The organism is Micromonospora sp. NPDC002411, from assembly GCF_053592955.1.
The window spans coordinates 1-19,278 of record NZ_JBSFBM010000109.1 but is presented as its reverse complement, the minus strand read 5'-3'; the positions used below and the strand labels follow the sequence as shown (position 1 = coordinate 19,278).

The 19,278-nt window shown below is 67.2% G+C and carries 24 protein-coding genes and 1 tRNA gene; 9 read left to right on the top strand and 16 right to left on the bottom strand.

Annotation, left to right across the window (positions count from 1 at the left end; all coding sequences use genetic code 11):
- Positions 1 to 291 (bottom strand): ArsR/SmtB family transcription factor (locus ACWCO3_RS15405; protein ID WP_450010488.1); only part of this gene is annotated, 291 nt, incomplete at its 3' end.
- 144 nt (positions 292 to 435) lie between these two features.
- Positions 436 to 810 (bottom strand): ArsR/SmtB family transcription factor, encoded by a 375-nt coding sequence (locus ACWCO3_RS15400; RefSeq protein WP_357837194.1) that lies wholly within the window; start codon positions 808 to 810, stop codon positions 436 to 438.
- 87 nt (positions 811 to 897) lie between these two features.
- Here ACWCO3_RS15400 and ACWCO3_RS15395 point away from each other — a divergent pair, with 87 nt between their 5' ends.
- From ACWCO3_RS15395 to ACWCO3_RS15375, 5 genes are all read left to right on the top strand, one after another.
- Positions 898 to 1,110, top strand: coding sequence for a hypothetical protein (locus ACWCO3_RS15395; protein WP_450010486.1), 213 nt, complete (start codon positions 898 to 900; stop codon positions 1,108 to 1,110).
- A gap of 78 nt (positions 1,111 to 1,188) precedes the next feature.
- A complete protein-coding gene (locus ACWCO3_RS15390; RefSeq protein WP_450010484.1) occupies positions 1,189 to 2,610 on the top strand; it encodes an FAD-dependent oxidoreductase in 1,422 nt (473 codons plus the stop codon).
- 85 nt (positions 2,611 to 2,695) lie between these two features.
- A complete protein-coding gene (locus tag ACWCO3_RS15385; RefSeq protein ID WP_357931018.1) occupies positions 2,696 to 2,854 on the top strand; it encodes a hypothetical protein in 159 nt (52 codons plus the stop codon).
- 231 nt (positions 2,855 to 3,085) lie between these two features.
- Positions 3,086 to 3,158: transfer RNA gene (locus ACWCO3_RS15380), tRNA-Arg, on the top strand.
- Positions 3,159 to 3,473: 315 nt separating this feature from the next.
- Positions 3,474 to 4,163, top strand: coding sequence for a hypothetical protein (locus ACWCO3_RS15375; RefSeq protein ID WP_450010481.1), 690 nt, complete (start codon positions 3,474 to 3,476; stop codon positions 4,161 to 4,163).
- A 3-nt stretch (positions 4,164 to 4,166) separates the two neighbouring features.
- On the opposite strand, the gene ACWCO3_RS15370 is transcribed toward ACWCO3_RS15375, so the two are convergent.
- The 9 genes from ACWCO3_RS15370 to ACWCO3_RS15330 all read right to left on the bottom strand — a co-directional run bounded on the left by ACWCO3_RS15370 (position 4,167) and on the right by ACWCO3_RS15330 (position 11,602).
- Positions 4,167 to 5,549: a tyrosine-type recombinase/integrase gene (locus ACWCO3_RS15370; protein ID WP_450010479.1), complete on the bottom strand. Its 1,383-nt coding sequence runs from the start codon at positions 5,547 to 5,549 to the stop codon at positions 4,167 to 4,169.
- Positions 5,546 to 5,731, bottom strand: a complete 186-nt coding sequence (locus ACWCO3_RS15365; protein ID WP_450010477.1) for a helix-turn-helix transcriptional regulator — start codon at positions 5,729 to 5,731, stop codon at positions 5,546 to 5,548. Before ACWCO3_RS15365 ends, ACWCO3_RS15370 begins: the two co-directional genes overlap by 4 nt.
- Positions 5,732 to 5,750: 19 nt before the next feature.
- Entirely contained in the window at positions 5,751 to 7,532 is a 1,782-nt protein-coding gene (locus tag ACWCO3_RS15360) for a replication initiator (RefSeq protein ID WP_450010476.1), read from the bottom strand.
- Positions 7,529 to 8,176, bottom strand: a complete 648-nt coding sequence (locus ACWCO3_RS15355) for a DUF2637 domain-containing protein (protein WP_450010474.1) — start codon at positions 8,174 to 8,176, stop codon at positions 7,529 to 7,531. Before ACWCO3_RS15355 ends, ACWCO3_RS15360 begins: the two co-directional genes overlap by 4 nt.
- Positions 8,173 to 9,600, bottom strand: a complete 1,428-nt coding sequence (locus ACWCO3_RS15350; protein ID WP_450010472.1) for an FtsK/SpoIIIE domain-containing protein — start codon at positions 9,598 to 9,600, stop codon at positions 8,173 to 8,175. Before ACWCO3_RS15350 ends, ACWCO3_RS15355 begins: the two co-directional genes overlap by 4 nt.
- Positions 9,591 to 9,890 carry a hypothetical protein gene (locus tag ACWCO3_RS15345; RefSeq protein ID WP_450010470.1) on the bottom strand — a complete coding sequence of 100 codons (300 nt, stop codon included), beginning with the start codon at positions 9,888 to 9,890 and terminating at the stop codon, positions 9,591 to 9,593. The genes ACWCO3_RS15350 and ACWCO3_RS15345 overlap by 10 nt, the downstream gene beginning before the upstream one ends.
- A 98-nt stretch (positions 9,891 to 9,988) precedes the next feature.
- Positions 9,989 to 10,417 (bottom strand): hypothetical protein, encoded by a 429-nt coding sequence (locus ACWCO3_RS15340; protein ID WP_203120593.1) that lies wholly within the window; start codon positions 10,415 to 10,417, stop codon positions 9,989 to 9,991.
- Between the two features lie 113 nt (positions 10,418 to 10,530).
- Positions 10,531 to 11,262 carry a GntR family transcriptional regulator gene (locus ACWCO3_RS15335; protein ID WP_450010468.1) on the bottom strand — a complete coding sequence of 244 codons (732 nt, stop codon included), beginning with the start codon at positions 11,260 to 11,262 and terminating at the stop codon, positions 10,531 to 10,533.
- A 37-nt stretch (positions 11,263 to 11,299) separates the two neighbouring features.
- Positions 11,300 to 11,602 carry a DivIVA domain-containing protein gene (locus tag ACWCO3_RS15330; protein WP_450010490.1) on the bottom strand — a complete coding sequence of 101 codons (303 nt, stop codon included), beginning with the start codon at positions 11,600 to 11,602 and terminating at the stop codon, positions 11,300 to 11,302.
- Positions 11,603 to 12,863: 1,261 nt separating this feature from the next.
- On the opposite strand from ACWCO3_RS15330, the gene ACWCO3_RS15325 reads away from it, so the two are divergent.
- From ACWCO3_RS15325 to ACWCO3_RS15315, 3 genes are all read left to right on the top strand, one after another.
- On the top strand, positions 12,864 to 13,850 hold the full coding sequence (locus ACWCO3_RS15325; protein ID WP_450010466.1) for an XRE family transcriptional regulator: 987 nt from the start codon (positions 12,864 to 12,866) through the stop codon (positions 13,848 to 13,850).
- A 14-nt stretch (positions 13,851 to 13,864) separates the two neighbouring features.
- Positions 13,865 to 14,410, top strand: coding sequence for a GNAT family N-acetyltransferase (locus ACWCO3_RS15320; RefSeq protein WP_450010464.1), 546 nt, complete (start codon positions 13,865 to 13,867; stop codon positions 14,408 to 14,410).
- Between the two features lie 63 nt (positions 14,411 to 14,473).
- The gene (locus ACWCO3_RS15315) at positions 14,474 to 14,833 is read left to right on the top strand and encodes a hypothetical protein (protein ID WP_450010462.1); all 360 of its coding nucleotides are present in this window, start codon (positions 14,474 to 14,476) and stop codon (positions 14,831 to 14,833) included.
- Positions 14,834 to 15,095: 262 nt separating this feature from the next.
- Here the strand turns inward: ACWCO3_RS15315 and ACWCO3_RS15310 are convergent, their stop codons facing one another.
- The 3 genes from ACWCO3_RS15310 to ACWCO3_RS15300 form a co-directional block, all read right to left on the bottom strand.
- On the bottom strand, positions 15,096 to 15,509 hold the full coding sequence (locus tag ACWCO3_RS15310; protein WP_450010460.1) for a hypothetical protein: 414 nt from the start codon (positions 15,507 to 15,509) through the stop codon (positions 15,096 to 15,098).
- A 295-nt stretch (positions 15,510 to 15,804) separates the two neighbouring features.
- Entirely contained in the window at positions 15,805 to 16,863 is a 1,059-nt protein-coding gene (locus tag ACWCO3_RS15305; protein WP_450010458.1) for a hypothetical protein, read from the bottom strand.
- Between the two features lie 263 nt (positions 16,864 to 17,126).
- Entirely contained in the window at positions 17,127 to 17,498 is a 372-nt protein-coding gene (locus tag ACWCO3_RS15300; RefSeq protein WP_450010456.1) for a hypothetical protein, read from the bottom strand.
- 530 nt (positions 17,499 to 18,028) lie between these two features.
- Between ACWCO3_RS15300 and ACWCO3_RS15295 the strand changes: the two genes are divergently transcribed.
- Positions 18,029 to 18,457 (top strand): hypothetical protein, encoded by a 429-nt coding sequence (locus tag ACWCO3_RS15295; RefSeq protein WP_450010454.1) that lies wholly within the window; start codon positions 18,029 to 18,031, stop codon positions 18,455 to 18,457.
- 247 nt (positions 18,458 to 18,704) lie between these two features.
- On the opposite strand, the gene ACWCO3_RS15290 is transcribed toward ACWCO3_RS15295, so the two are convergent.
- Positions 18,705 to 18,971 (bottom strand): hypothetical protein, encoded by a 267-nt coding sequence (locus ACWCO3_RS15290; RefSeq protein ID WP_450010452.1) that lies wholly within the window; start codon positions 18,969 to 18,971, stop codon positions 18,705 to 18,707.
- Between the two features lie 6 nt (positions 18,972 to 18,977).
- Positions 18,978 to 19,278, bottom strand: a 301-nt coding sequence (locus ACWCO3_RS15285; protein ID WP_450010450.1) for a hypothetical protein, incomplete at its 5' end; no start/stop codon positions are given.

Here is a 19,278-nt window from a genome sequence, read left to right as displayed (position 1 = left end):
GCCAGTCCCTCGACGGGAAACTGCGGCAGTTGGCTGAGCCGATCCCGGCCGCAGCCGCAGGTAGGTGCGGCGCTTGTCGCCCTCGGAGCGGCCCTTGACTACCAGGCCGGCTTCGGTGAGGACCTTGACGTGGTGGGCGACGAGGTTGGTGGGCAGGTCGAGGGTATGGGCGATCTCGCCGGGGGACGCGTCGCCGAGGGTGAGCGCATCCACGATCGCCAGCCGCGCCGGGTCGCCGAGCGCGGCGTGGATCCGCGCCCGCCCAGCCAGAGAATCAAGCTCAGCGTCCATTGACTCAATCATAGCTGAGCTAATCGGGGCTGGCAAAGAGTCGCCCCCGAGAGGCACCGTCTGGGTGCTGCGGGCGCGGCGTCGGCGGACCGGGGTGTTTCGAGCTTCACAAGACTGAACCCGCCCGCCAGGGCGGGCGCGTTGCTACGAGGCGGTGGGCTCGACGGCGAGCAGGGACGCCAGTTGGCGCAGGACGCCCGGCCGGGCGCGGTAGTAGACCCAGGTGCCGCGCCGTTCGGCGTCGACCAGGCCGGCTTCGCGCAGCGTCCTGAGGTGGTGGGAGATCGTCGGGCCGGTCAGGTCGAACGCCGGTGTGAGGTCGCAGACGCACGCCTCCCCGCCCCCGGCGGAGGCGATCATCGACATCAACTGCAGGCGCACGGGGTCGCCGAGCGCCTTGAACGCCGCCGCGAGAGCCCCCGCCGCCTCCGGTGGCACCCGCCGCTGCGCAAGCGGCGCGCAGCAGGAGGTCGCCGCGTTCAGGTCGATGGCGACGAGCGGCGCAGGCTGCTTAGACATGTCTCTAGGTTGACAGGCTTCTAATCAACATGCAACTCTCTGATTTGACAGGTGTCGAGACAGGCTGCGGCGAGGTGGAGGATCAGGATGACTGCCGGGACTGACCGCCCGACGGCCCCGGTGGGCAGGGCGGGTGTCGCCGTTCGACCCATGGCCGCGACGGACGCCGGCGACGCCCTGGCGATCTACCAGGCGGGCCCCGACGCAGGCAACGCCAGTTTTGAGACCACGGCGCCGGCCCGGGCGGACTTCGACGCCGCACGGGTCCTGCTCGAGCGCCGCAGCCCCACCGTCACCTAACCGCCTCTGGCTTCGGATGCTCGGGGCCCTTTCCACATATCTGATTCGACAGTTATCAACGCAGAGGAGAGTTGCCTCATGAGCGCCCTGGACACCCTTCCGGTCGTGGTGATCGGCGCCGGCCCCGTCGGCCTGGCCGCCGCCGCGCACCTGCACGAGCGCGGCCTGCCGTTCCTCGTGCTCGAGGCCGGTGACACCGCCGGTGCGGCCGTGCGCCAGTGGGGCCACGTGCGGGTGTTCTCCCCGTGGCGGTACGACATCGACCCCGCCGCCCGGCGGCTGCTCGACGACGCCGGCTGGGTCGCCCCCGACCCCGATGCCCTGCCCACCGGCGCCGAACTGGCCGCCCAGTACCTCCAGCCCTTCGCCGAGCTACCGCAGCTCAAGCCGCACCTGCGCTACGGCGCCCGGGTCGAGGCGATCAGCCGCCTCGGCCTGGACCGGCTGCGCACCACCGGCCGGGACGACACCCCGTTCCTCGTCCGCCTCAGCGACGGCCAGGAGGTGCTCGCCCGCGCCGTCATCGACGCCTCCGGCACCTGGCGCACCCCGAACGTCCTCGGCGCCTCCGGCCTGCCCGCTCACGGCGAGACCGACGCCGCCGCGTACCTGGAGCACGCGCTGCCCGACGTGCTCGGCGTCGACCGCGACCGGTTCGCCGGCCGTCACACCCTCGTCGTCGGCGCCGGCCACTCCGCCGCCAACACCCTGCTCTCGCTGGCCGATCTCGCCGCCGGACACCCCGGCACCGAGGTGACGTGGGCGATCCGCACCGCCTCCCCGGCGCGCACCTACGGGGGCGGCGACGCCGACGCCCTCCCCGCCCGTGGCGCGCTGGGCTCCCGGCTGCGCGCCCACGTGGACGCCGGCCGGATCCGGCTGCTCACCGGCTTCGCCGTCCACACTCTCACCCCGAGCAGCGACGGCCGGGTGACCGTCGTGGTGCGCCACGGCGACGGCAGCGAGGAGTCGCTGACTGTGGACCGTATCGTCGCGGCCACCGGCTTCCGCCCCGACCACTCCATCGCCGCCGAGCTGCGCCTGGACCTCGACCCGGTCATGGGCGCCACCCGCGCCCTGGCACCGCTGATCGACCCGAACGAGCACTCCTGCGGCACCGTGCCCCCGCACGGTGTGGACGAGCTCGCCCACCCCGAGGTCGGCTACTACGCTGTCGGCATGAAGAGCTACGGCCGCGCGCCGACGTTCCTCATGGCCACCGGCTACGAGCAGGTCCGCTCCGTCGTCGCCGCCCTCGCCGGCGACTGGACCGCGGCTCGTGATGTCCAGCTCGACCTGCCGGAAACCGGAGTCTGCAACAGCAACCCCGATGACTCCGTCACCGGCGACAGCTGCTGCGGACCCGCACCCGCCACCGAGCCGACGTCACGAGGGCTGGCCACCGGCATCACCGGCGGGCTGCTCGCCGCACCGCTGAACCTCGTCACCCTCGACGCCGCACCCGCCGACACGCAGGCCGGCGGCTGCTGCGGCAGCTGATGCCCACCACCACGGTTGGCGGATCGTTGCCGCCCTCGCCGTCACCTCCACCATCGGCTACGGCACCCTCTATTACGCCTACCCGGTGCTGCTCACGCCGATGGCCGCCAGCTTCGGCGCGTCCACCACCGCCGTCACCGGCGCGCTCACCGCCTCCGTCCTCACCGCCTCCGTCGGCGTGAGGCTGGAACTGCCGTGCCCGCTGGGCCGGGAAGCGGGGACGGCTTTGTGTGTTCCGCCGTGATGGTGACTGAGCATCGAGGTGCCCACCCACTTTCCCGCCTCGCGGGCCGGCTGGTTGAACGGGCGCTGCCCTGGTGGCCGTAGACCCTGATGCCCGGGAGCGGTGGGTATGGCTGCGTGTGTTTCGGGTGTGGTCCTGGGCTGGGAGAACGGCGATGCGGGGAATGTGGGTGAACGGGGGCCACTCCCTGCCACCCCAGGTGAACCCCAGGTCGCTAGACTGGGCCCTCGCGCCCCCGTAGCTCAGGGGATAGAGCATCGGTTTCCTAAACCGTGTGTCGCAGGTTCGAATCCTGCCGGGGGCACCTCCAAGATCAGCAATAACGCCATCTGACCAGCGGATACTCCGTCGCGTCGATCGGTCGGCTTGCGCAGCCGAATGCCGCCCACAGCCGCCGTCTGCAGCCCTTCGTGCAAAGTACGCGCAATGATCTTGGATGCTTGAGCGTGACCGTTCGCGCAGGTCGTGGGCCTGGACCAAGAATGCCGCTCGCCCTGCGCCGAGCGGCCTCGTTGTCGGTGGCCCGTTGCGTGGACCACCAGCGGTGCGCATGTACCTCGTAGGCCTACTGCCGCGTGGTGTCGCCCGGATCCTGACAGTATCTGATCAACTACCTGCCATGTTGGGATGGGCGACTCTCGTCGCCGGCGTAGCCGGCCTCCTGTTAGGAAACCTGCTGAACCGCAGCATGGAATTTCGCAAGTGGCGGCGCGCCGAGAGGCACAAAGCCTGTGCGCAGCTGCTGGAAGCGTGCCAGACGACGGTGAACCTTGCGGCCTTCCGGCACGCTGTGCCTACAGCCGTCCGTGCCGGCCTGCAAGACCCTATGGAGCAGTTCGCCAACCTCCTGCGGTCCCAAGGACTTAAGGGGCAGATAGGCAGAGTTTTCGCAAAGCCGGTGCTCAAAGCAATGGTCCGTCGGATGAACCCAGAAGCTAGCGGGGAGGACCTGCGCCAATCCGTCTCCGGGATGCTCGCCTCGGTGGCTGCCCACACCGAGGAACCGGTGGTTGATTTCGTCGCAGAGCGCCTTGGCGCAGGAGCTTCGGGGCAACTCACCCGGATGCGTGAGTCAGCGCATCGCCTTGGAATGGCAATCGAGTCTGTTGAACTCATCTGCCCCGACCGAGTCGTGCAAGCCGCGAGAAGTTTGTTCGATGCTGCGCTTGCCCTTGTGACTGACGGGCAGGAGGACGATCTCGAACAGAGGTTAAGCCGTTACAGCGAGGCCCGTCGCAGCTTCGTACTGGCTGCTCGCCAAGATCTTGTCTCGGGCCGACTGCGTCGCACATCGGGGCAACGTATCTGAGCCTCATCCCATCAGGGCCGTATCGATTCGCTCGTTCATCCGGCTGCGGTCCCCGTCGAGGCACTTCGCGTACACCTTGAGCAGCACGTCGACCGAGTGCCCGGCCCGTTGCGCGACCTCGGGCGCCGGAAGTCCGGCGTTGAGCCAGAGCGATACCCCGGCGTGCCGCAGGTCGTAGGGGCGGCCGGCCAGGGGAGAGGCCGCACGGTCCGGAGTCAGGCTTAGTGTCCGTGCCTCTTCCCAGACCCGGGAGTACGTTGACGACGCCACCACGTTGCCCCGGTCGCTGCGGAACAGCCGCCCGTCGACGCCCACGCCGAACCGGTCGACGTGCGCCCGGAGGATCGCCACCAGCTCCGGGGGGATCGGCACCTCCCGCGCTTCCGTGTCGCCCCGATGCTTGAGCCCTCGGTCATCGTGTACCTCGCCGCTGTCGGTGTAGCGCTTCCCGGCCGCCGGCCGTGACTTCTCCACCGTCAGCAGCCCCCACCCCGTCCCCGGAAGCTGGCAGTCCCGCTCCCGCAGGCCCAGCGCCTCACTCGGACGCAACGCCGCAAAGTAAAGGCAGGCGTAGAAGGCGACCAGGCGCTCACCGCGCCAGCCATTCTTCCCTCGCTGGCCGACGTACGTCACTGCGGTCAGCAGCTCGCGCGCCTGGCGAATGTTGACCACAACGCGGCGGTCCACCTCCCCTGCCACCTTCCGCCGGGACGACCGCACTCGCAGCTTGTCGACCGGATTGAAGGCCAACAGCTCCAGCTCCACGGCGTACTGGAGGACGTTGTAGAAGACCGAGCGCCGACGCCTGGTCGTCGTGGCCGCCGCCGGCCGCCCGTCCATCGTCAGCCCCAGAGTGTCCAACGCCGGACGTACCACTGCGGCTTCCGCCAGCGCCGACAACGGCAAGGACGCCTTGCCGAGCCACCGCAACGCGGCAGCGATCTCCGCCGGCCGGTCGAGTTGCCGGGACGCGGGCGGAAACTCCCACTCCCGCAACGCCCGCCGCAGCAGCGCCGAATCCGGCCGTCCGGCCAGGTCTCGCACCAGCGCGGCCGTCACGGTCGCCAGCGCGTCCGTGGTGCTCTCCCGGGACTTGGCCGCCGCGCCCGGCCACTTCATGTCGACGTACCTACGGACGAAGCCAAGCCAGCTCACCGACTCCACCGGCACCGTCATCGACTCAGGCAACCCGGAGTTCCCATCGAACGCCTCACCGCGGTTCGTCGCCTGCATGAGGTCCGACCGGAAGTTGTCCGCCAGCGCCCGGGTGCCGAACGTCCGGGACTTTGGCCCCGTGCCCACCACCCAGCGAACGGTGTACGACTTCTTGCGGCCTGCCAGGGCGTTGACCTGGATCCCCCGAATCCGCACTTCGCGCGACTTCACGCCGCCTCCCGGTGCTGTTCCAGCCACGTCTGAAGGTCGCGCCGCTCGACGCGTAGCTCACCGTTTGGGAGCTTGATGCAGTCCGGGGCAATGCCCAGTTCACGCCAGCGGTAGAAGGTTCGCCGCGACACTCCGTTGAGCACGGCGAGGACTTCCGGAACGGTCAACAGCTCGCTTTCCATGAGGGGTTCTTCCTTCGGATCAAGCAGCAGGGACGAGGGGAGCAGCGGTTGCCGGAACGGCGGTGGCTGTTCGTAGCCGTCTGTTGTCGAGGTCTGCTCGCCATCGGATGCGGGCCGAGATCGCGCGCAGGAGGCGGTGCTCCAGGGGCGGGACGTCGGGGTCTTCGGGTCGAGCGAGTTCGAACCGGTAGCGCTTCGACCCGTCCGCGTCATTGGCGGCCTGGTCGTGCTCCTCGGTGTCGGCCATGCCCCCGGCGAGGATGGCCCGCACCCAGGCGCGGTTATCGGCACGGTGGTCCGCGAGGGTCTTCCCGGACCATTGGCGGGAGACGAGCACGCGCCGTCCGGTGAAGCCGAGGGTGGAGCGCTGGTGGACTTTCCCGGTGCACCGGCCGGGGGTCAAGCCCGCCTTGACCCCGTCCGGCTGGACGCCGTAGAGCAGCCAGTTCGCGCAGGTCGGCGAACACGGCAGTACGGACAGTTCGGCGTGCAGCCGGTCGAAGTGCGCCTGCTGCGTGTCGGAGCGGGGCTTGGCTTGGTCGGTTAGGTCCTTGGTGACGTACTTGGTCACGTAGCGAATCGACCGCTCAGCGTCCTTGGTGCCCTGCTCGATGCCGCGTGCGTCGATTCGTCCGAGGCGGGCGACGTAGGCGGGGCGACTGTCGGGTTCCTCCAGCGCGTCGAGTGCTTCGCCCCAGGTGGGCAGCGGCTCGCGGGTCTTCGGGTCGACGTATGCCTGCCGGTCGACGTCCCAGACTGGCGGCTTGTCGACCCCGTAGGCCAGTTCGTCGAAGCGCGGCCACCACACCTGGTGGTAGGTGGCCGCCGCGATCTGCTTGAGTAGCCGGCGCGGGAGGGTGCCTCGGATGGCGAAGTGGGCGTGTGGGGCGAGGCGGCGTTGCAGCTCGACGGATCCGGCGTATTGGACGTTCCAGCCGGCGGCGCGGCGGACGTTCTGCCACCACCGGTCCAGGACACGGGCGAAGTGGATCGAATCCAAGGCCGCCCGTCGGTAGTCGTAGCTGGTTGGGTCGACCGGGGTGCCGAGGACGTCGTCATGAGGGCCGTGGCGCTGGCCGCACTCGCACGGTGCGATGTAGGCGCCGCGTCGAAGGTGGGAGTGCACCGGCCCGTGCGAGCCCAGCGTGAGCGTGACGAGCATGGACGGCCGGTAGGTCTTCCCCGCCTTGCCGGAATAGGCGCGGCCGACAGTGCGCGGGTCGACGGGCAACCGGGGCAGGTCGGGCGAGTCCTGCCGCCGCCGGGTGGACCGCTTGCGGCGTGGTCGCTCGTCGCGGTCCTTCGGCGTGAGGTGCCCGCGCAGGCTGGTTTCGCCAAGGGCTTCGTCCAGCTCGGCTATCGCGGCGTCGATCTCGGCCAGGTGGGCGGCCCGCTCGCCGGGAGTCATCGGTTGGTACTGCACGGCTTCGTGTTCGAACTCTAGGTGCGCCCGGACCCGTACCAGGGCGAGGACGTCTTCCCCGGGTTTGTCGGGGCGCACGGCGGGTTCGTCGGCGAGGTGCCAGCCCTCGCGGATCTGTTGGATGCGCAGTCGCCGGCCTCGCTCGGCGCAGGGTTTGCACTTGACGGCGAGGGTCGCGCCGCAGGGCACTTCGACGACCTCGGTGAGGCCGGTGGTGGTGTCGGTGCGACGTAGGGCCAGGGGACGCACGCAGACGCCGTTCTGTTCGGCGAGCTGCTTGAGCGCGTCCTTGGCCAAGGGCTTGCGCATCCGATCCGCCCGCGACCCCGGTCGGGGCTGCTCAACGGGAGCGGTGGGGATGAGTTCGAGTTGGTTCACCGGTTCTGCTCCAGGACGAAGCTGTTGTTGTTGCGGGGCGTGAAGGCAGCCGCTGGCACGGGCACCAGTCCTGGCCGACGCTGAACCGGCGTGACGGGGACCGGGTGCAGCGTCGCCGGGCGAGGCTGTTCGTCGGTGTCTTCCACGGCGACGGGCGCCGCCTGGTCCTCGTCGACGGTTAGCCGGTCGTCGGCCGGGTTGTAGCCGGGCGGGGCATCGCCCCACTCGCTGGCGTCGCCCGGCTTGTCGACGGGTGCCGCTGGGGTGGTGGAGAAGATGAGCTTGGACAGGCCGAGGAACGCCAGCGCCGGCACGGCCGACAGCAGCGCCCCGGACACGCCCGGCTTGGCCACGGCGAGCTGCGCGGACAGGGACAGGGCTACGGCGCAGACGAGAAGGAACATCGGGTACCCGATTGGCCCGCCGGTGCGGCGCCGCCGCCGGATCGTGAGTAGCGCGGCGAGGGGTAGGAGTTCGGAGATGGCAGCGTTGGCCCAGCCGAACCAGTCCCCGGTCCCGGTCGGGGAATTGGCCATGGTCCAGTCGTGCACGTGGGTGAACGACGCCGCTCCGGCCAGCCCACCAACGCTCAGCACGATGAGCACCAGGACCACGCCCTCCACCCGTTCGGTGTTGGTCTTCACCGGGTCATCCCCTCGTCGTCGGTGTCGCAGAGTCGGCGGTAGTCGCGGCCCAGCTCGCGGATGTCGTCATCGGTGAGGTAGGGAAACCGCACCCGGACCGGTTCGCGGACGCCGTCGAGGACCACGAACCCCACCCCGGGCGACGATTCGGGGATGCGGTCACACAGCGCGCCCCGGTCGCGGGCGGCGTCACCGAGGACCATGTCCACCTGCTCCGGCTCGGTCAGCCGCAGGCCGATGCGGGTCGGGAACAGGTCCCGGAACGGGAGCACGTCCTTACGCGGGTCCTGCAACGCCGCCACCACGTGCACCCCGACCGCGCGGCCCTGCGACAGCAGCAGGCCGAGGGCTTCCTTGATCCGGTCGCGGACCTTCCGATCGGTGATGTACGCCGTCAGCGCCGCCAGCTCGTCGACCACCAGGACCAGCAACGGCTCCCCCACGGTCGGCGTGTGCTGGCGGGTGACCCCGCGCAGTCGGGCCGCACGAAGGCGCATCCGCTTCACGGCCTCGTCGAGGACGCCAGCCATGCCGTCGGGGTCGTCGTAGGAGAACCGGGTGAACAGCGGCACCCCGGCCGCCAACTCCATGCCGCCCTTCGGGTCGAACGCCCACACCTCCACCAAGCCCGACCGGACACCGCCGGCCAGGGATCGGATCAGGGACCACAGCACCGACCCCTTTCCGGCACCGGTCGCGCCCGCGATGAGGACGTGCGAACCGGTCAGCCGCAACCGGTAAGCCTGCCCGTCTTCCCGGACGCCGAGCGGCAGCCCATCCAGGTCCGGAACGTCGCCTACCGGTAGCGGCGCCACGATGCCGGTAAGCGGGTCGCGGCGCATCAAGCGGACCACCACCCGATCTGGGCGGTCCGTCGAGCGGGCCTGACCGGTGGGCAGGCGAAATGCGTAGGCGAGGCGTTCCGCGGCCTGCCCCCAGTCGTCGGGGATCTGGCCCGGCAGCATCCGCACGGTCAGCTCATCGCCGTAGCGGTCGCAGCGCACCCGCAGCAGGCGGGGCACGTACCGGTCACCGCCGAACACGGTCGCCAACCCACAGGTAGCCATGACCGACGCCCACCGAGACCGGTAGACCACCAGGGCACGGACCCGAGCAACGAGCGGGTACCAGCCGAATCGCAGCCACGACGACGGGTGCCACCGCCACCAGACCACGCAGCCGACGGCAACCGCCGCGAGCACGCCGACCAAGACGAGGCCACCGAACTCGACCCGCACCCACAGCGCGAGGACCGCAGGCGCGGTGATCCACCAGTAACGGGCCGCCAGCACGGCGAGGCGGAACAGACCCCGACCTAGCCACCAGAACACCAGCAGCCAGCCCGGAACCCGCCACGCGGGCAGACGCACGTTCATCGGCGCCACGGGGATCTTGTCCCCCGGAATGATGTTGATCAGCGGCACAGGTCACCGCCCTGACCACGACGGCCACGGCCCAGCGTCGAGACGCAGGACCGGCACGACATCCGGCGCAGGTCGAACCGGCGCGGCTTCACCCACCGGCAGCAACGCGGGCAACGGATCGCGGAGACCGAGCCGAGAGCGGGCGGCAGCTGCAGCGCTGAACGGATCGCCGCTTCTACCTCCCGGTAGGCGTGCCGCAGGCCCCCCAGGTGGGGGCGGAAGACCATCAGCAGCGCGCCGACCAGCAGCGGCACGGCAATGACCAGGGCAGGGTGAACTACGGTGGGCATCACGCCCTCCTTCATCAGACGAGGGATGGGAGAGCGCGGGAGCGGGCCGGGACTCTTGGCGGGGAAACGACCCGCCCCGCGCGCCAAACAGCGACCGGTCAGGCAGCCACCGAACCCGGCATCACCGAGGCCGGACGGATCGCCGAAGCCCGCAGCGAGTACGCCATCCGGGAGCGGCAGTCACCCGAAGACCGCCCCGGCTTACACCGCTGCGAATCCACATACGGGGTCAAGGTCAAGCCTTCGAACTCCACAGCCGGCGGGTAACCCGGCACCGTCGACGGCGGCGGCACCGGCTGCTGCGGCGCGACCACCTTCACCTTCACCTCAGTCGACCGGCCGAACTTTCCCGCTTCCGGGTCCAGGTCCATTACCCGCACCACCCACACCCGTTCCCCGGTTTCCTTGTCCCGGGCCTGGTTATCCGCCTCACCACGCCGCTCGAAGTCGATCTGCGGCGAGACGCCGAGGCAGAGCGCCCCAGCGGGAAAGACGTACTCGGACGGGACCGGCACCTTCAACGTCATCGGAACCACTACACAACCTCCATTGGGATCAACAACTCAACCAGTTGACTTGTTAAGTCAGATCAAAAGTAAGTGTGGCTCACTTGACTTGTCAAGTGAAGTATTTACCTGGATTAGTCGAGCGGGTACACGTCTTCGAGATCGTGCCGACGAGCCGGGAGGAGAAGATCCACCACCAGCAACGGCTTGCCTGTCCGATCACAGACGGAGAGGAGCACTGTAAGTACCGGGTCGTCCTCACTGATCTGCAAGAGCTGTGCCTCTTCGGCGTCAGGGAGGCGGGCCGAGATCCGCTCGCTGACATGGTCGAAGCGCACGCGCTTGCGAGATGCCACGTGCCGCAGCAGCCCTTCGGGCAGAACGTCGGCACTGCCCGCCCCTGTCCCGTTGGCCAACTCGGGTCGCAGGTAGGCCGTGCCGAGTTCAACTGGGCCGAGCCCATCGATGGCAATAACGCGGCGACGCGCGACGACCGACGTGCCGGGCTCCAAGCCCAGGGCTACAGCAGCACGGGGAGGGGCGGGCACCTCGCCGGCAGCGAGCAGGGTGGAGCCCACACGCTCGTCGTCTTCCAACGCTCCGTAACGGCGGTCTCTCTGGCGTTGATTGGCGCCAGTGGGTCGACCGAGGACAAAGCGGCCCTTGCCCTGCCGGCTATCGATCCAGCCGTCCTGTCGTAGCAGATCCAGGGCTCGGACGACGACCGGTCGGGAGGCACCGAACTCGCGGACCAACTCGGTCTCGCTGGGCAGCATCGAGCCTGGCGGGTACATGCCGTCCTGGATGCGTTGCTGCACCGCATTGACGATCACGACGTACTTCGGCGGGGCAACTTCGATCGGCACCGTTCCACCCCAGACGACAACTCAGCTTGTCAACAGGCTATCTGCGCTTCTCAAGTCCTGTCCATCGCCCTGCATTGTCCATCCGGCTCGGCCTCGGGGCGAAGTTGCTCTGCCACTGACTCAGAGCGGTCTTCAAGCGGGCATTCTCGGCTCGAAGGCCAGCTTCTACGCCATCCCGCGCGGTCAGCTCATCGACAACGGCACGGAGAAACCCGTAGACCTGTTCCTCGGCCAAGCCGCGTCGCCCGAAGTTGGTGCGACGGAACCGGATTCGCTTCACCTGCTCAGGGCAGAGCCGGGCCAAGCGTGACGCTGCCCGGAAGACGCCAACCGAATGCATGGTCACCGCAACCTCCTCGAAGTTGAAACTGTCGTGCCGGCCTTCCGACTCGCCCCGCTCCGCGCGGCGTGACCGGGGGGAGCGGGGAGTGCGCGCGCGGCGGCGGGAGCCGTAGCCGGAGTGATCAGTCGCAAGCCGGCGCGCTGCACGAAGACCTCTCGCCGATCGACGGCATTCCCAGCGCGGTCGAGTGAGTAGCCGGTCAGCCAGACCCAGCCGTCGTACGTCGGCCGATCGCAGACTTTGATGACTCGGAAGATCAGCGACCGATCCCCGCCGAACTGCACCGACGCATCGCTGCCGACGTGCAGAACGTCCCCCGGCTTTGGAACCATCACCGCCGCCCTCGATCAGTGGATGGGCACCGAAGCAGGCGGGCTGTGGCCACGGCCGACACCGCGAATCGCCTGCCTGCACCTGCTCCGGTGCCCTGCTCAGGACGCAACCGCTACGACAAATGCCGCTGATCGCAGGTGCCGGCCGGTGCCGGCGCAGTCAGGGCAGTCCCGCCGTTGCAGCCGGTCCGGATCACTCGGCGCGCGAAGCGACCGCCGAGGGCTGGCCATCTTCCATCCACGCCCCTCGCAACCCGAGCAGGAAGCGTCGGCCCGTGAAGCGTGGTGCGTCGCCCCACCCGATCGCCCCTCGCCCACGCACTTGAGGACCCGGATACCGCCCCCGGCTACCTCCGCAGCCGGATCGACACGGGCACGAGCGGTTCGGTGCCGTTTTGACACATGCATCTCAGCGACCAGTACATGCACAATTGCAGTGGGTGAGACGTCCATGGTGGAGATAGAACACCCGGTTGCGGAGACCGATCGAGGACCGAAACAGCACCTCTGGCGGACCTCGGGCGGACACCATGAGGACCTGCGTTGTGCTCAGGACCTCACGTAAGTGAGCGTGGAGATAGCCCATCAGGAAGGCGTCGACGATGGCCCGAGATCGCCGCGAACCTCGAACTGTCCTGGAGTACCTGATTCAGTGCAGCGACCGTACGTACGAGGAACTGGCCGACGAGTTCAGCCGCATGGACCCCCGCGCGGCGATCAGCGCGCGGCACCTCGGGCGGCTGGCCCGTGGCGAACGGGACCTGGCCTCATCAACCCCCGCCACACGGCGGGCTTTGCAGGCCATGTTTGGCAAGCCGGTCGATGAATTGCAGCGCCCCTGGGCATCCCACCAGTTGACCCCTGCGCCGGACCGACAGCTCATCCTTGAGCCCACCGGCGCCGGCCCGGAAAGGAACCTCCTCGCCATGGCCGCACAACGCGCCCGCCAGTACGCAATGCTCGCCGCAGAAGCCACCTCGCCGGCAGCCATCGACCAGCTCACCGAGGACGTGCAACGCCTCGCCCTCGCCTACCCGCAGCGACCAGTCAGCCAGATCCTGCCGGACCTGGCCGAAACTCAGGACACCCTCTTCACGCTGCTCGAACGTCGCCAACAGCCCACCCAGTCGCGTGACCTGCACTTCCTTGCCGGCATCACCAGCGGCCTACTCGCCAAGGTCTCGCACGACATGGCCGACCCCCACTCCGCCATGCTGCAAGCCCGAACCGCCGTCCTCTGCGCCGACCAGTCCGGCCACCCCGGGCTGCAAGCCTGGCTCCGCGGACTTCAATCGCTGGTCGCCTACTGGGCCGGCCGGTACGCCGAAGCCGTCCGCTACGCCGAGGCGGGACGCGAGTACGCCACCCAAGCAGGTGGCACCTCCGCCGTCTGGCTGCCCGTCAGCGCTGCACGCGCTTACGCCGCACTCGGTAACGCGGAACAGGCCAAGGCCGCCATCACCGAGGCCGAGGACACCTGGTCGCGGGTACGCCCCGACGAAATGGACGAAATCGGCGGCATCTGCACCTTCAACCAGCCCCGCACGCTCTACTACGCCAGCGACGCCCTCGCCTGGCTGCCCGGCGAAGCCGACGCCACCGAGCGTTACGCCCTGCGTGCTGTCCAGGCGTACTCCGACCGCTACGACCCGGCGTGGGCCTTCGGCGACCAGGCCGGCTCCCACACCAACCTCGCCATAGCTCGCGTCGCCAACCGAGAACTCGATGCCGCCGCTGATGCCCTCGCCCCCGTGCTCGATCTTCCCGCCGATCAGCGCATCAACGGCGTCATCCACTCGGTCCGTCGTGTCCACCAGGCCGTCACCCGCGCCGGCCACGCCAATGACGCCCGTGACCTCATCGATGGCATTGAGCACTTCACGCACACCCCTGCCAACGCCCTTCCTCGATAAGGCACCATCTGCACATGTACCCGATCACCATCCCCGGCCGCGTCATCACTCTTCGCGAACTGCGACTCGATGACGCGGCCGATGCTTTGGCGGTCGTCGGTGACGACCGGGTCACACGGTGGCTTTCGTTCGACAGCCGCGACCAGGCCGCCACTATCGCCATGGTTGAGGGAGCTGTGAGCCGCGCGCAGCTCGACCCGCGCAACGAGTACTACCTAGCGGTCGCTGACACTTCAAACAGGATGATTGGCTTCGCCCGCCTCGGACTCACCGGGCACCAGGCCGCCAAGCTCGGCTACGCCATTGGCTCGGAGCACTGGGGCCAGGGCTACGCCACCGACGCAGCCCGAACCATCATCGACTACGGCTTTCGAGAGCTAAAGCTCCACCGCATCACCGCAGCTATCGGCCCCGACAACGCTTCCTCCATCGGCGTCGCGAAGCGGCTCGGGATGCAGTACGAAGGTCGGCTGCGCGATCACGTCTTCACCAACGGCGCCTGGCGCGACTCCCAGCTCTACTCGATCCTCGCCTCTGAGTGGAACGACGCCGTCGGCTGATCGTGATCATCGCCCAGCAAGCTCGCGAGCAGCTCCGACCATGGTGCCGGTACGATCGCCGCCATGCGCGACGCCGACACGCCGCCGCAAGAGCCCACCGGCACTGATAACGCCCGCGCCGAACCCACGCCTCGCCAGCAAGCGGCCGCAATCAGAGTCGCCGCAGCCCAAGTAGGCAGGCGCGTGCAGGAGTGGCGTTACTCGCAGGGCTGGCATGACACACCGACGAACGTTTACCGGCATCAGGCGACCGTAGCCGCCGTCGCGGCGCTTGACGCACTACCCGAGCCGACCACTGCGGACGAACTCGCCAGATTCGTCGACGCCGTCCAACCTCTGTTTATTGAGTGGCGACCGAACCGACCTGGCCCCGAACAGCAGATTTTTGTCGCGATCGAACGGCTTCGGAGAGCTTGCCGGTAGCGTCGACCGGCACCGAGCTTCGGTAAGTCTCAACCACGCCCTCGGCGGGCCGCACGCACCCCCGCTTGGGCCCACCGGCCGCCCCGGTTGGCGCTCCGACTTTGGCTAAGCATCACGTCAACGGCTGGCTCTGAGTACGACCGGCGGAGGCGCTTAGAAGGATGGGAGCCCGCTGACCGGTGAGGGCTGGACAGGTAGTGGGCCGGTCCGAGCCGGCCACGAGTCCGCGGAATGCTGTACCTGGCACGTGCGTAGAGCGTCCTTAGGCATTTAGCAAATCGGTAAGGTCCTTGGCGCCCGATACGACCGCGCATGACGTCGCGACGATCGCTAACCAAAGCATCGCTGTGTCCCTCTTGCCGCCTTCGAGGCGCACCGTCGTCGAAATCGCTTCTTCCTGCCGGCCAACAGGCGAAGGCATAGCATGGCGATGCGACTCGGCTGTCAAGGCCTGGCGGTGAACGCCGAACCTGGCAAAGAATTTTGCCCAAAGATGCCCCTTCGCCTGCGAGCAGCCAAAGAGGGTGCCCCTTGTCGGATTAGGGCAGGCTTTGTCGGCCAGAGTCTGGACGCCACAGCGCGCCGGGATCTCGAAGGCGAATAACCATGCGGGAGCGGCAATGGCCGCTGATAGAGCCCAGCCGGCCATGTACCAGTCCTTCTCGAACAATGCCATAGCGGATAGTGCAACCAAGGAGAAGACGGCTACAAGTATCCAGGCGGCTTGGTAACGTTTAGGCAGGCCTCTCCCCACGGACCCTCCAACGCAGTCGGGTGTGACGGTTACTTTACCCTTCGTGTTGGTCGTCGAAGAGGCTGTGGTCAATTTCCGACTCATGGCTTGTGCGGGGACGTGTAGGGCAGGTATTTCAGGGATTCAGTCAGTCGGCAGCCATGCCGGCCAAGCTTTGTCCAGGAATGCTGTAGAGCTGTCCTGCTCAACAATGCGGGTAGGTCACGGACAGTCGCCCTCAATTCGAAGACGCAGGCGACCGGGTGGATGGTACGGATGGACCTTTGGATGCGTGATTGGCAAGCCCATCACCGGCGGAATAGAATCGATCTATCAGGACCGGTGGAATCTCGTCGCTGCCGCGCAATGTCCGTCCGACTACCCTGCCTTCCGCGGTTAGTGTTAGGTAGTCTCGGCCATTTGCCTTGAGGCTGTTGGGTGGTTGAACGGCAGCCAAGAAACCTTTGCTGATTAACTCTCGATGCCATGGGGTTCCGCCTGGCCGGGCAAAAATGCCGGGCTGCCACCCACGTTCCAAGGACTCTATTTCCTCGTCGACATAACGGCCGAGCGAGCACACTGCGAAGGGCGTAAGACTCTGAATTGCGTTGAGCGCCCGCTCAAGTTCTTCTCCTGCCGGGTAACTCTTCAGCAGTTGGGCCTGATCGCGAGCCTCCTGCGAGGCGCCGACGACTCCTGAGACCGTCGAACCGCTGCTTCGAAAGGTTAAAAGAACGGCAAGGGCCGCGACAACCAACCCTGCGATTGCGGCGAAAGGGAAAATGCGCTCGGGGCTTAGCTCATCGCTGCGAAACTCTGGAATGAGATTAACCAGGACGCCTAACGCAACCGACGCTAGGCCCATTGCAAGGGTGAAGAGAGTTGACATCCGGGAGGTGCGCTTCGACTCGCTTTCAGACCTATCGCCATCGACCCCAGCAACTGTTGGTCTAATGATGGGGAGCGTTTCTCTTAGGACTGTCCTTCTTTTGTCTTCTGGGACCAGATCGTTCTGTAAGGCACGGGCCATCAGCAGGTTGCTCAAGTCCTCTGGCTGTCTCAAAGAGGAAGCCGGTACCTCTAAACCGCTAGCAACACCTGCTATGAACCGTTCCAGTTCCGCGTAGGATGGGCGCCAATCCTCAAGGATCATGCGCTTCAAAGCCAGCTCTTCGATCTCTCGGTCAGCTGCTCTGATGCGCTCCTTGCGGGCGCCAACGGTCTGGCGATAACCGAGCCAGAAGGTGACGAGTGAAGTAATTAGGCCGATTAGACCCCAGATGACCTCGCCGCTCACGCTCACTCCTTGGAATCCCTGCTGTGGCGAGCCACCGCACGGTCACGAAGGCCTTCGTCTGACCTGAGTTACGGTGATTGGAGGCGACCATCAAGCATCGCGTGGTGTGCGAGAGTGAAGCAGTGGTGCGCCTATGGATGCAGTGGGCCCCGTACCCGGTGGATCGCACTGAGTACGGGGTTGCTTGCATCCGCATAGTGGAAGCTAGCTGACCGCTGTAAAACCGAGCGCCATGCGACGAAAATATTGCATCTCGTGCGCAGCTAAAGGATGTGAATCCGTTCCTTCTCGCCGTCGTTGTTGAGGATGGTCAGGCTGCCGCCACCCTGGTCAGAGAGTTCCTTGATCAGCGAGTAAACAAGGAGGGCGCGGTTTATTGTATCGGTCCTATTGTCCCCGGTCAGTTCGCTAGCTCGTTCTAGAGCGCTGTATGACCGAGGGGTGAGGTTTACAGTCACTCGTACAAGTTGGTTGCCGCCGCCGCCGCCGACAGGTGGGATGTTGTCGGTGGTGGGCGAATCGGCCGACTTGGTGGGGCGAGGTTCCTCTTGCTCGCGGTCGGCCGGTGTCACCGTCTCGGGGGCAGCAGTCTGATCTTCCACTAGGTTTCGATCTAGAACACTGCCGGCTTTCACTCGGACTCCTCTCGTCGAGCGGTCTGTGTCAGGTTGGCAGGTTGGGTGCGCGCTACCGCCCCTCACCAACCGTGACATCCCGCCTCCCTACGGTGATGCTCGCATAGACCGTCTCGTCAGTCACGCACTTGCGCAAACAATGTACGGACGATCGTCTGCTTTCATGCACATGCCGGTGTACGGTAACAGCTTTTCATGTACGCACCAGTCCTTGTAGTACAAGCGTTACGTGGGAATCCCATGCAAATTCCGGTCAAAAGCCGCGACTCGGTCGGGCGGATTGACGGCGTGTGAGGGTGGGTGTTTCGCGAGCTACTTCGCGCATGCATCACTTGTGTGAACCACAGTCTGATCTCGCGCGGCTAAGGGGCATGCGCCTGAAGTGGTTCGGACAGGCGTGCGGTAAGGTGAGCCGACCGGCCACTCTACGTGGCCGGTCGTTCGGTGGGACGAACCTTTCGTCCGGACCGGGGTTGGCGAGTCACGGTGGCCTCGTCAAGATCCAGTTAGGGAAAGGGCAGGGGCAAGAGATGACTAGCTCCGCTCAGCCGGAGCGTCAGGTCGAGGTTGACCTGACGGTGCTGGACAGCGCGCCCAGCGAAGGGGTGGAGCGGCGCGGCGTGGACGCCTACACCGACGTCTCGCACGCGCCGAAGATCCTCGGTGCCGCGCTGCGGATCCGAGACATGAGTTCTGAGTTGACCGACGCAGTGCGCGTACTTCTCATCTCAACGTCGATCGCGATTCCGGCGACCCTGGTCGCGGTGGTTTGCATCGTGACCGGTGCTCCTATGGTGATTACGCTCCTCGCGACCATCACCACGCTCATTTTGTTCGCGACGGTCTCAATCCTGCTTCTCCAGACCCGACGTCGCCATATTGCTCTTGACGATCGTGAGTTGGCGAAGCCGAACGCGGCCCGTCCGGCGGCCAAGCCCGAGAACCGGGTTAACGACTAGCCTCTTCACGCACGCGATGCGATCTTGGAGATGAGGCGATCCCTCCCCCTCAGATCTTGCGGCGCCCGGTGACCCCGGGCGCCGATTTCGTTGTACAAGGGTTTCGCTCTGGGCCCGGGCAGGGCGAAACGCCAGGCGCTAGCAGGGCGCCGAGCTGACGGCGGGGCGCTGATGTTGGGTGCCGTGGACGAGGCTCCAAGCGTGAAGCCGTTCCCGGACGGGGCGTACAAGACTTGACCGCAGGGCATCACTCTGGCAGTCGGGAGGCGAGGCTGTCGCGCTCTTCCGGGGTCATCTTCTGGTAAACGTTCCAGAAGGTCTCGAAGGGTGCTGTTAGCTCGCTGCCGTAGGTCGCGCTGGTCGCGGCCTGGCGCAGGGTGAGTTGGCCGCGCTGGATTGCGGTGGCCATCTCGCGGAGTAGAGGGTTATCGCTGTCAGCGAGCTGGTCCAGGATCCGGCGGAGGGCGTGGCTCCGTTCTTCGTCGCCACCAGTGATGTCGTCCAGGCCGTTCACGAGGTCTTATGCCGTTGTGTCGGCGAGGGGGTGGTCGTAGCGACCGCCGTCCGGGAGCGCGGGGAGAGCCACGGTGTCGAGGCTGCTGAGTTCGCGGGTGAGGATGGCGCGGAAGGCGAGGACGGCTGCGGCGATCTGCTGGCAGAGTTTGGTTGCTTCGCCCCAGAGTCGGAACATGTTGGCGACCTCGGCGGCGGCGACGCCGTAGCCGACACCGCCAGGAACCGGGCGTACGACCGGCTGCGCCGCGAGGCGTCCCGGGTCGACCGGCACGCCCAGGCGTCCCTGCTGTTCGCCACCGACGGCC

Bases quoted from the DNA above. Each gene is read 5' to 3' on its own strand.
- ACWCO3_RS15400 (WP_357837194.1), bottom strand. From the start codon at position 810: ATGTCTAAGCAGCCTGCGCCGCTCGTCGCCATCGACCTGAACGCGGCG.
- ACWCO3_RS15395 (WP_450010486.1), top strand. From the start codon at position 898: ATGACTGCCGGGACTGACCGCCCGACGGCCCCGGTGGGCAGGGCGGGT.
- ACWCO3_RS15390 (WP_450010484.1), top strand. From the start codon at position 1,189: ATGAGCGCCCTGGACACCCTTCCGGTCGTGGTGATCGGCGCCGGCCCC.
- ACWCO3_RS15375 (WP_450010481.1), top strand. From the start codon at position 3,474: ATGTTGGGATGGGCGACTCTCGTCGCCGGCGTAGCCGGCCTCCTGTTA.
- ACWCO3_RS15365 (WP_450010477.1), bottom strand. From the start codon at position 5,731: ATGGAAAGCGAGCTGTTGACCGTTCCGGAAGTCCTCGCCGTGCTCAAC.
- ACWCO3_RS15345 (WP_450010470.1), bottom strand. From the start codon at position 9,890: ATGCCCACCGTAGTTCACCCTGCCCTGGTCATTGCCGTGCCGCTGCTG.
- ACWCO3_RS15340 (WP_203120593.1), bottom strand. From the start codon at position 10,417: ATGACGTTGAAGGTGCCGGTCCCGTCCGAGTACGTCTTTCCCGCTGGG.
- ACWCO3_RS15330 (WP_450010490.1), bottom strand. From the start codon at position 11,602: ATGCATTCGGTTGGCGTCTTCCGGGCAGCGTCACGCTTGGCCCGGCTC.
- ACWCO3_RS15325 (WP_450010466.1), top strand. From the start codon at position 12,864: ATGGCCGCACAACGCGCCCGCCAGTACGCAATGCTCGCCGCAGAAGCC.
- ACWCO3_RS15320 (WP_450010464.1), top strand. From the start codon at position 13,865: ATGTACCCGATCACCATCCCCGGCCGCGTCATCACTCTTCGCGAACTG.
- ACWCO3_RS15315 (WP_450010462.1), top strand. From the start codon at position 14,474: ATGCGCGACGCCGACACGCCGCCGCAAGAGCCCACCGGCACTGATAAC.
- ACWCO3_RS15310 (WP_450010460.1), bottom strand. From the start codon at position 15,509: ATGGCATTGTTCGAGAAGGACTGGTACATGGCCGGCTGGGCTCTATCA.
- ACWCO3_RS15295 (WP_450010454.1), top strand. From the start codon at position 18,029: ATGACTAGCTCCGCTCAGCCGGAGCGTCAGGTCGAGGTTGACCTGACG.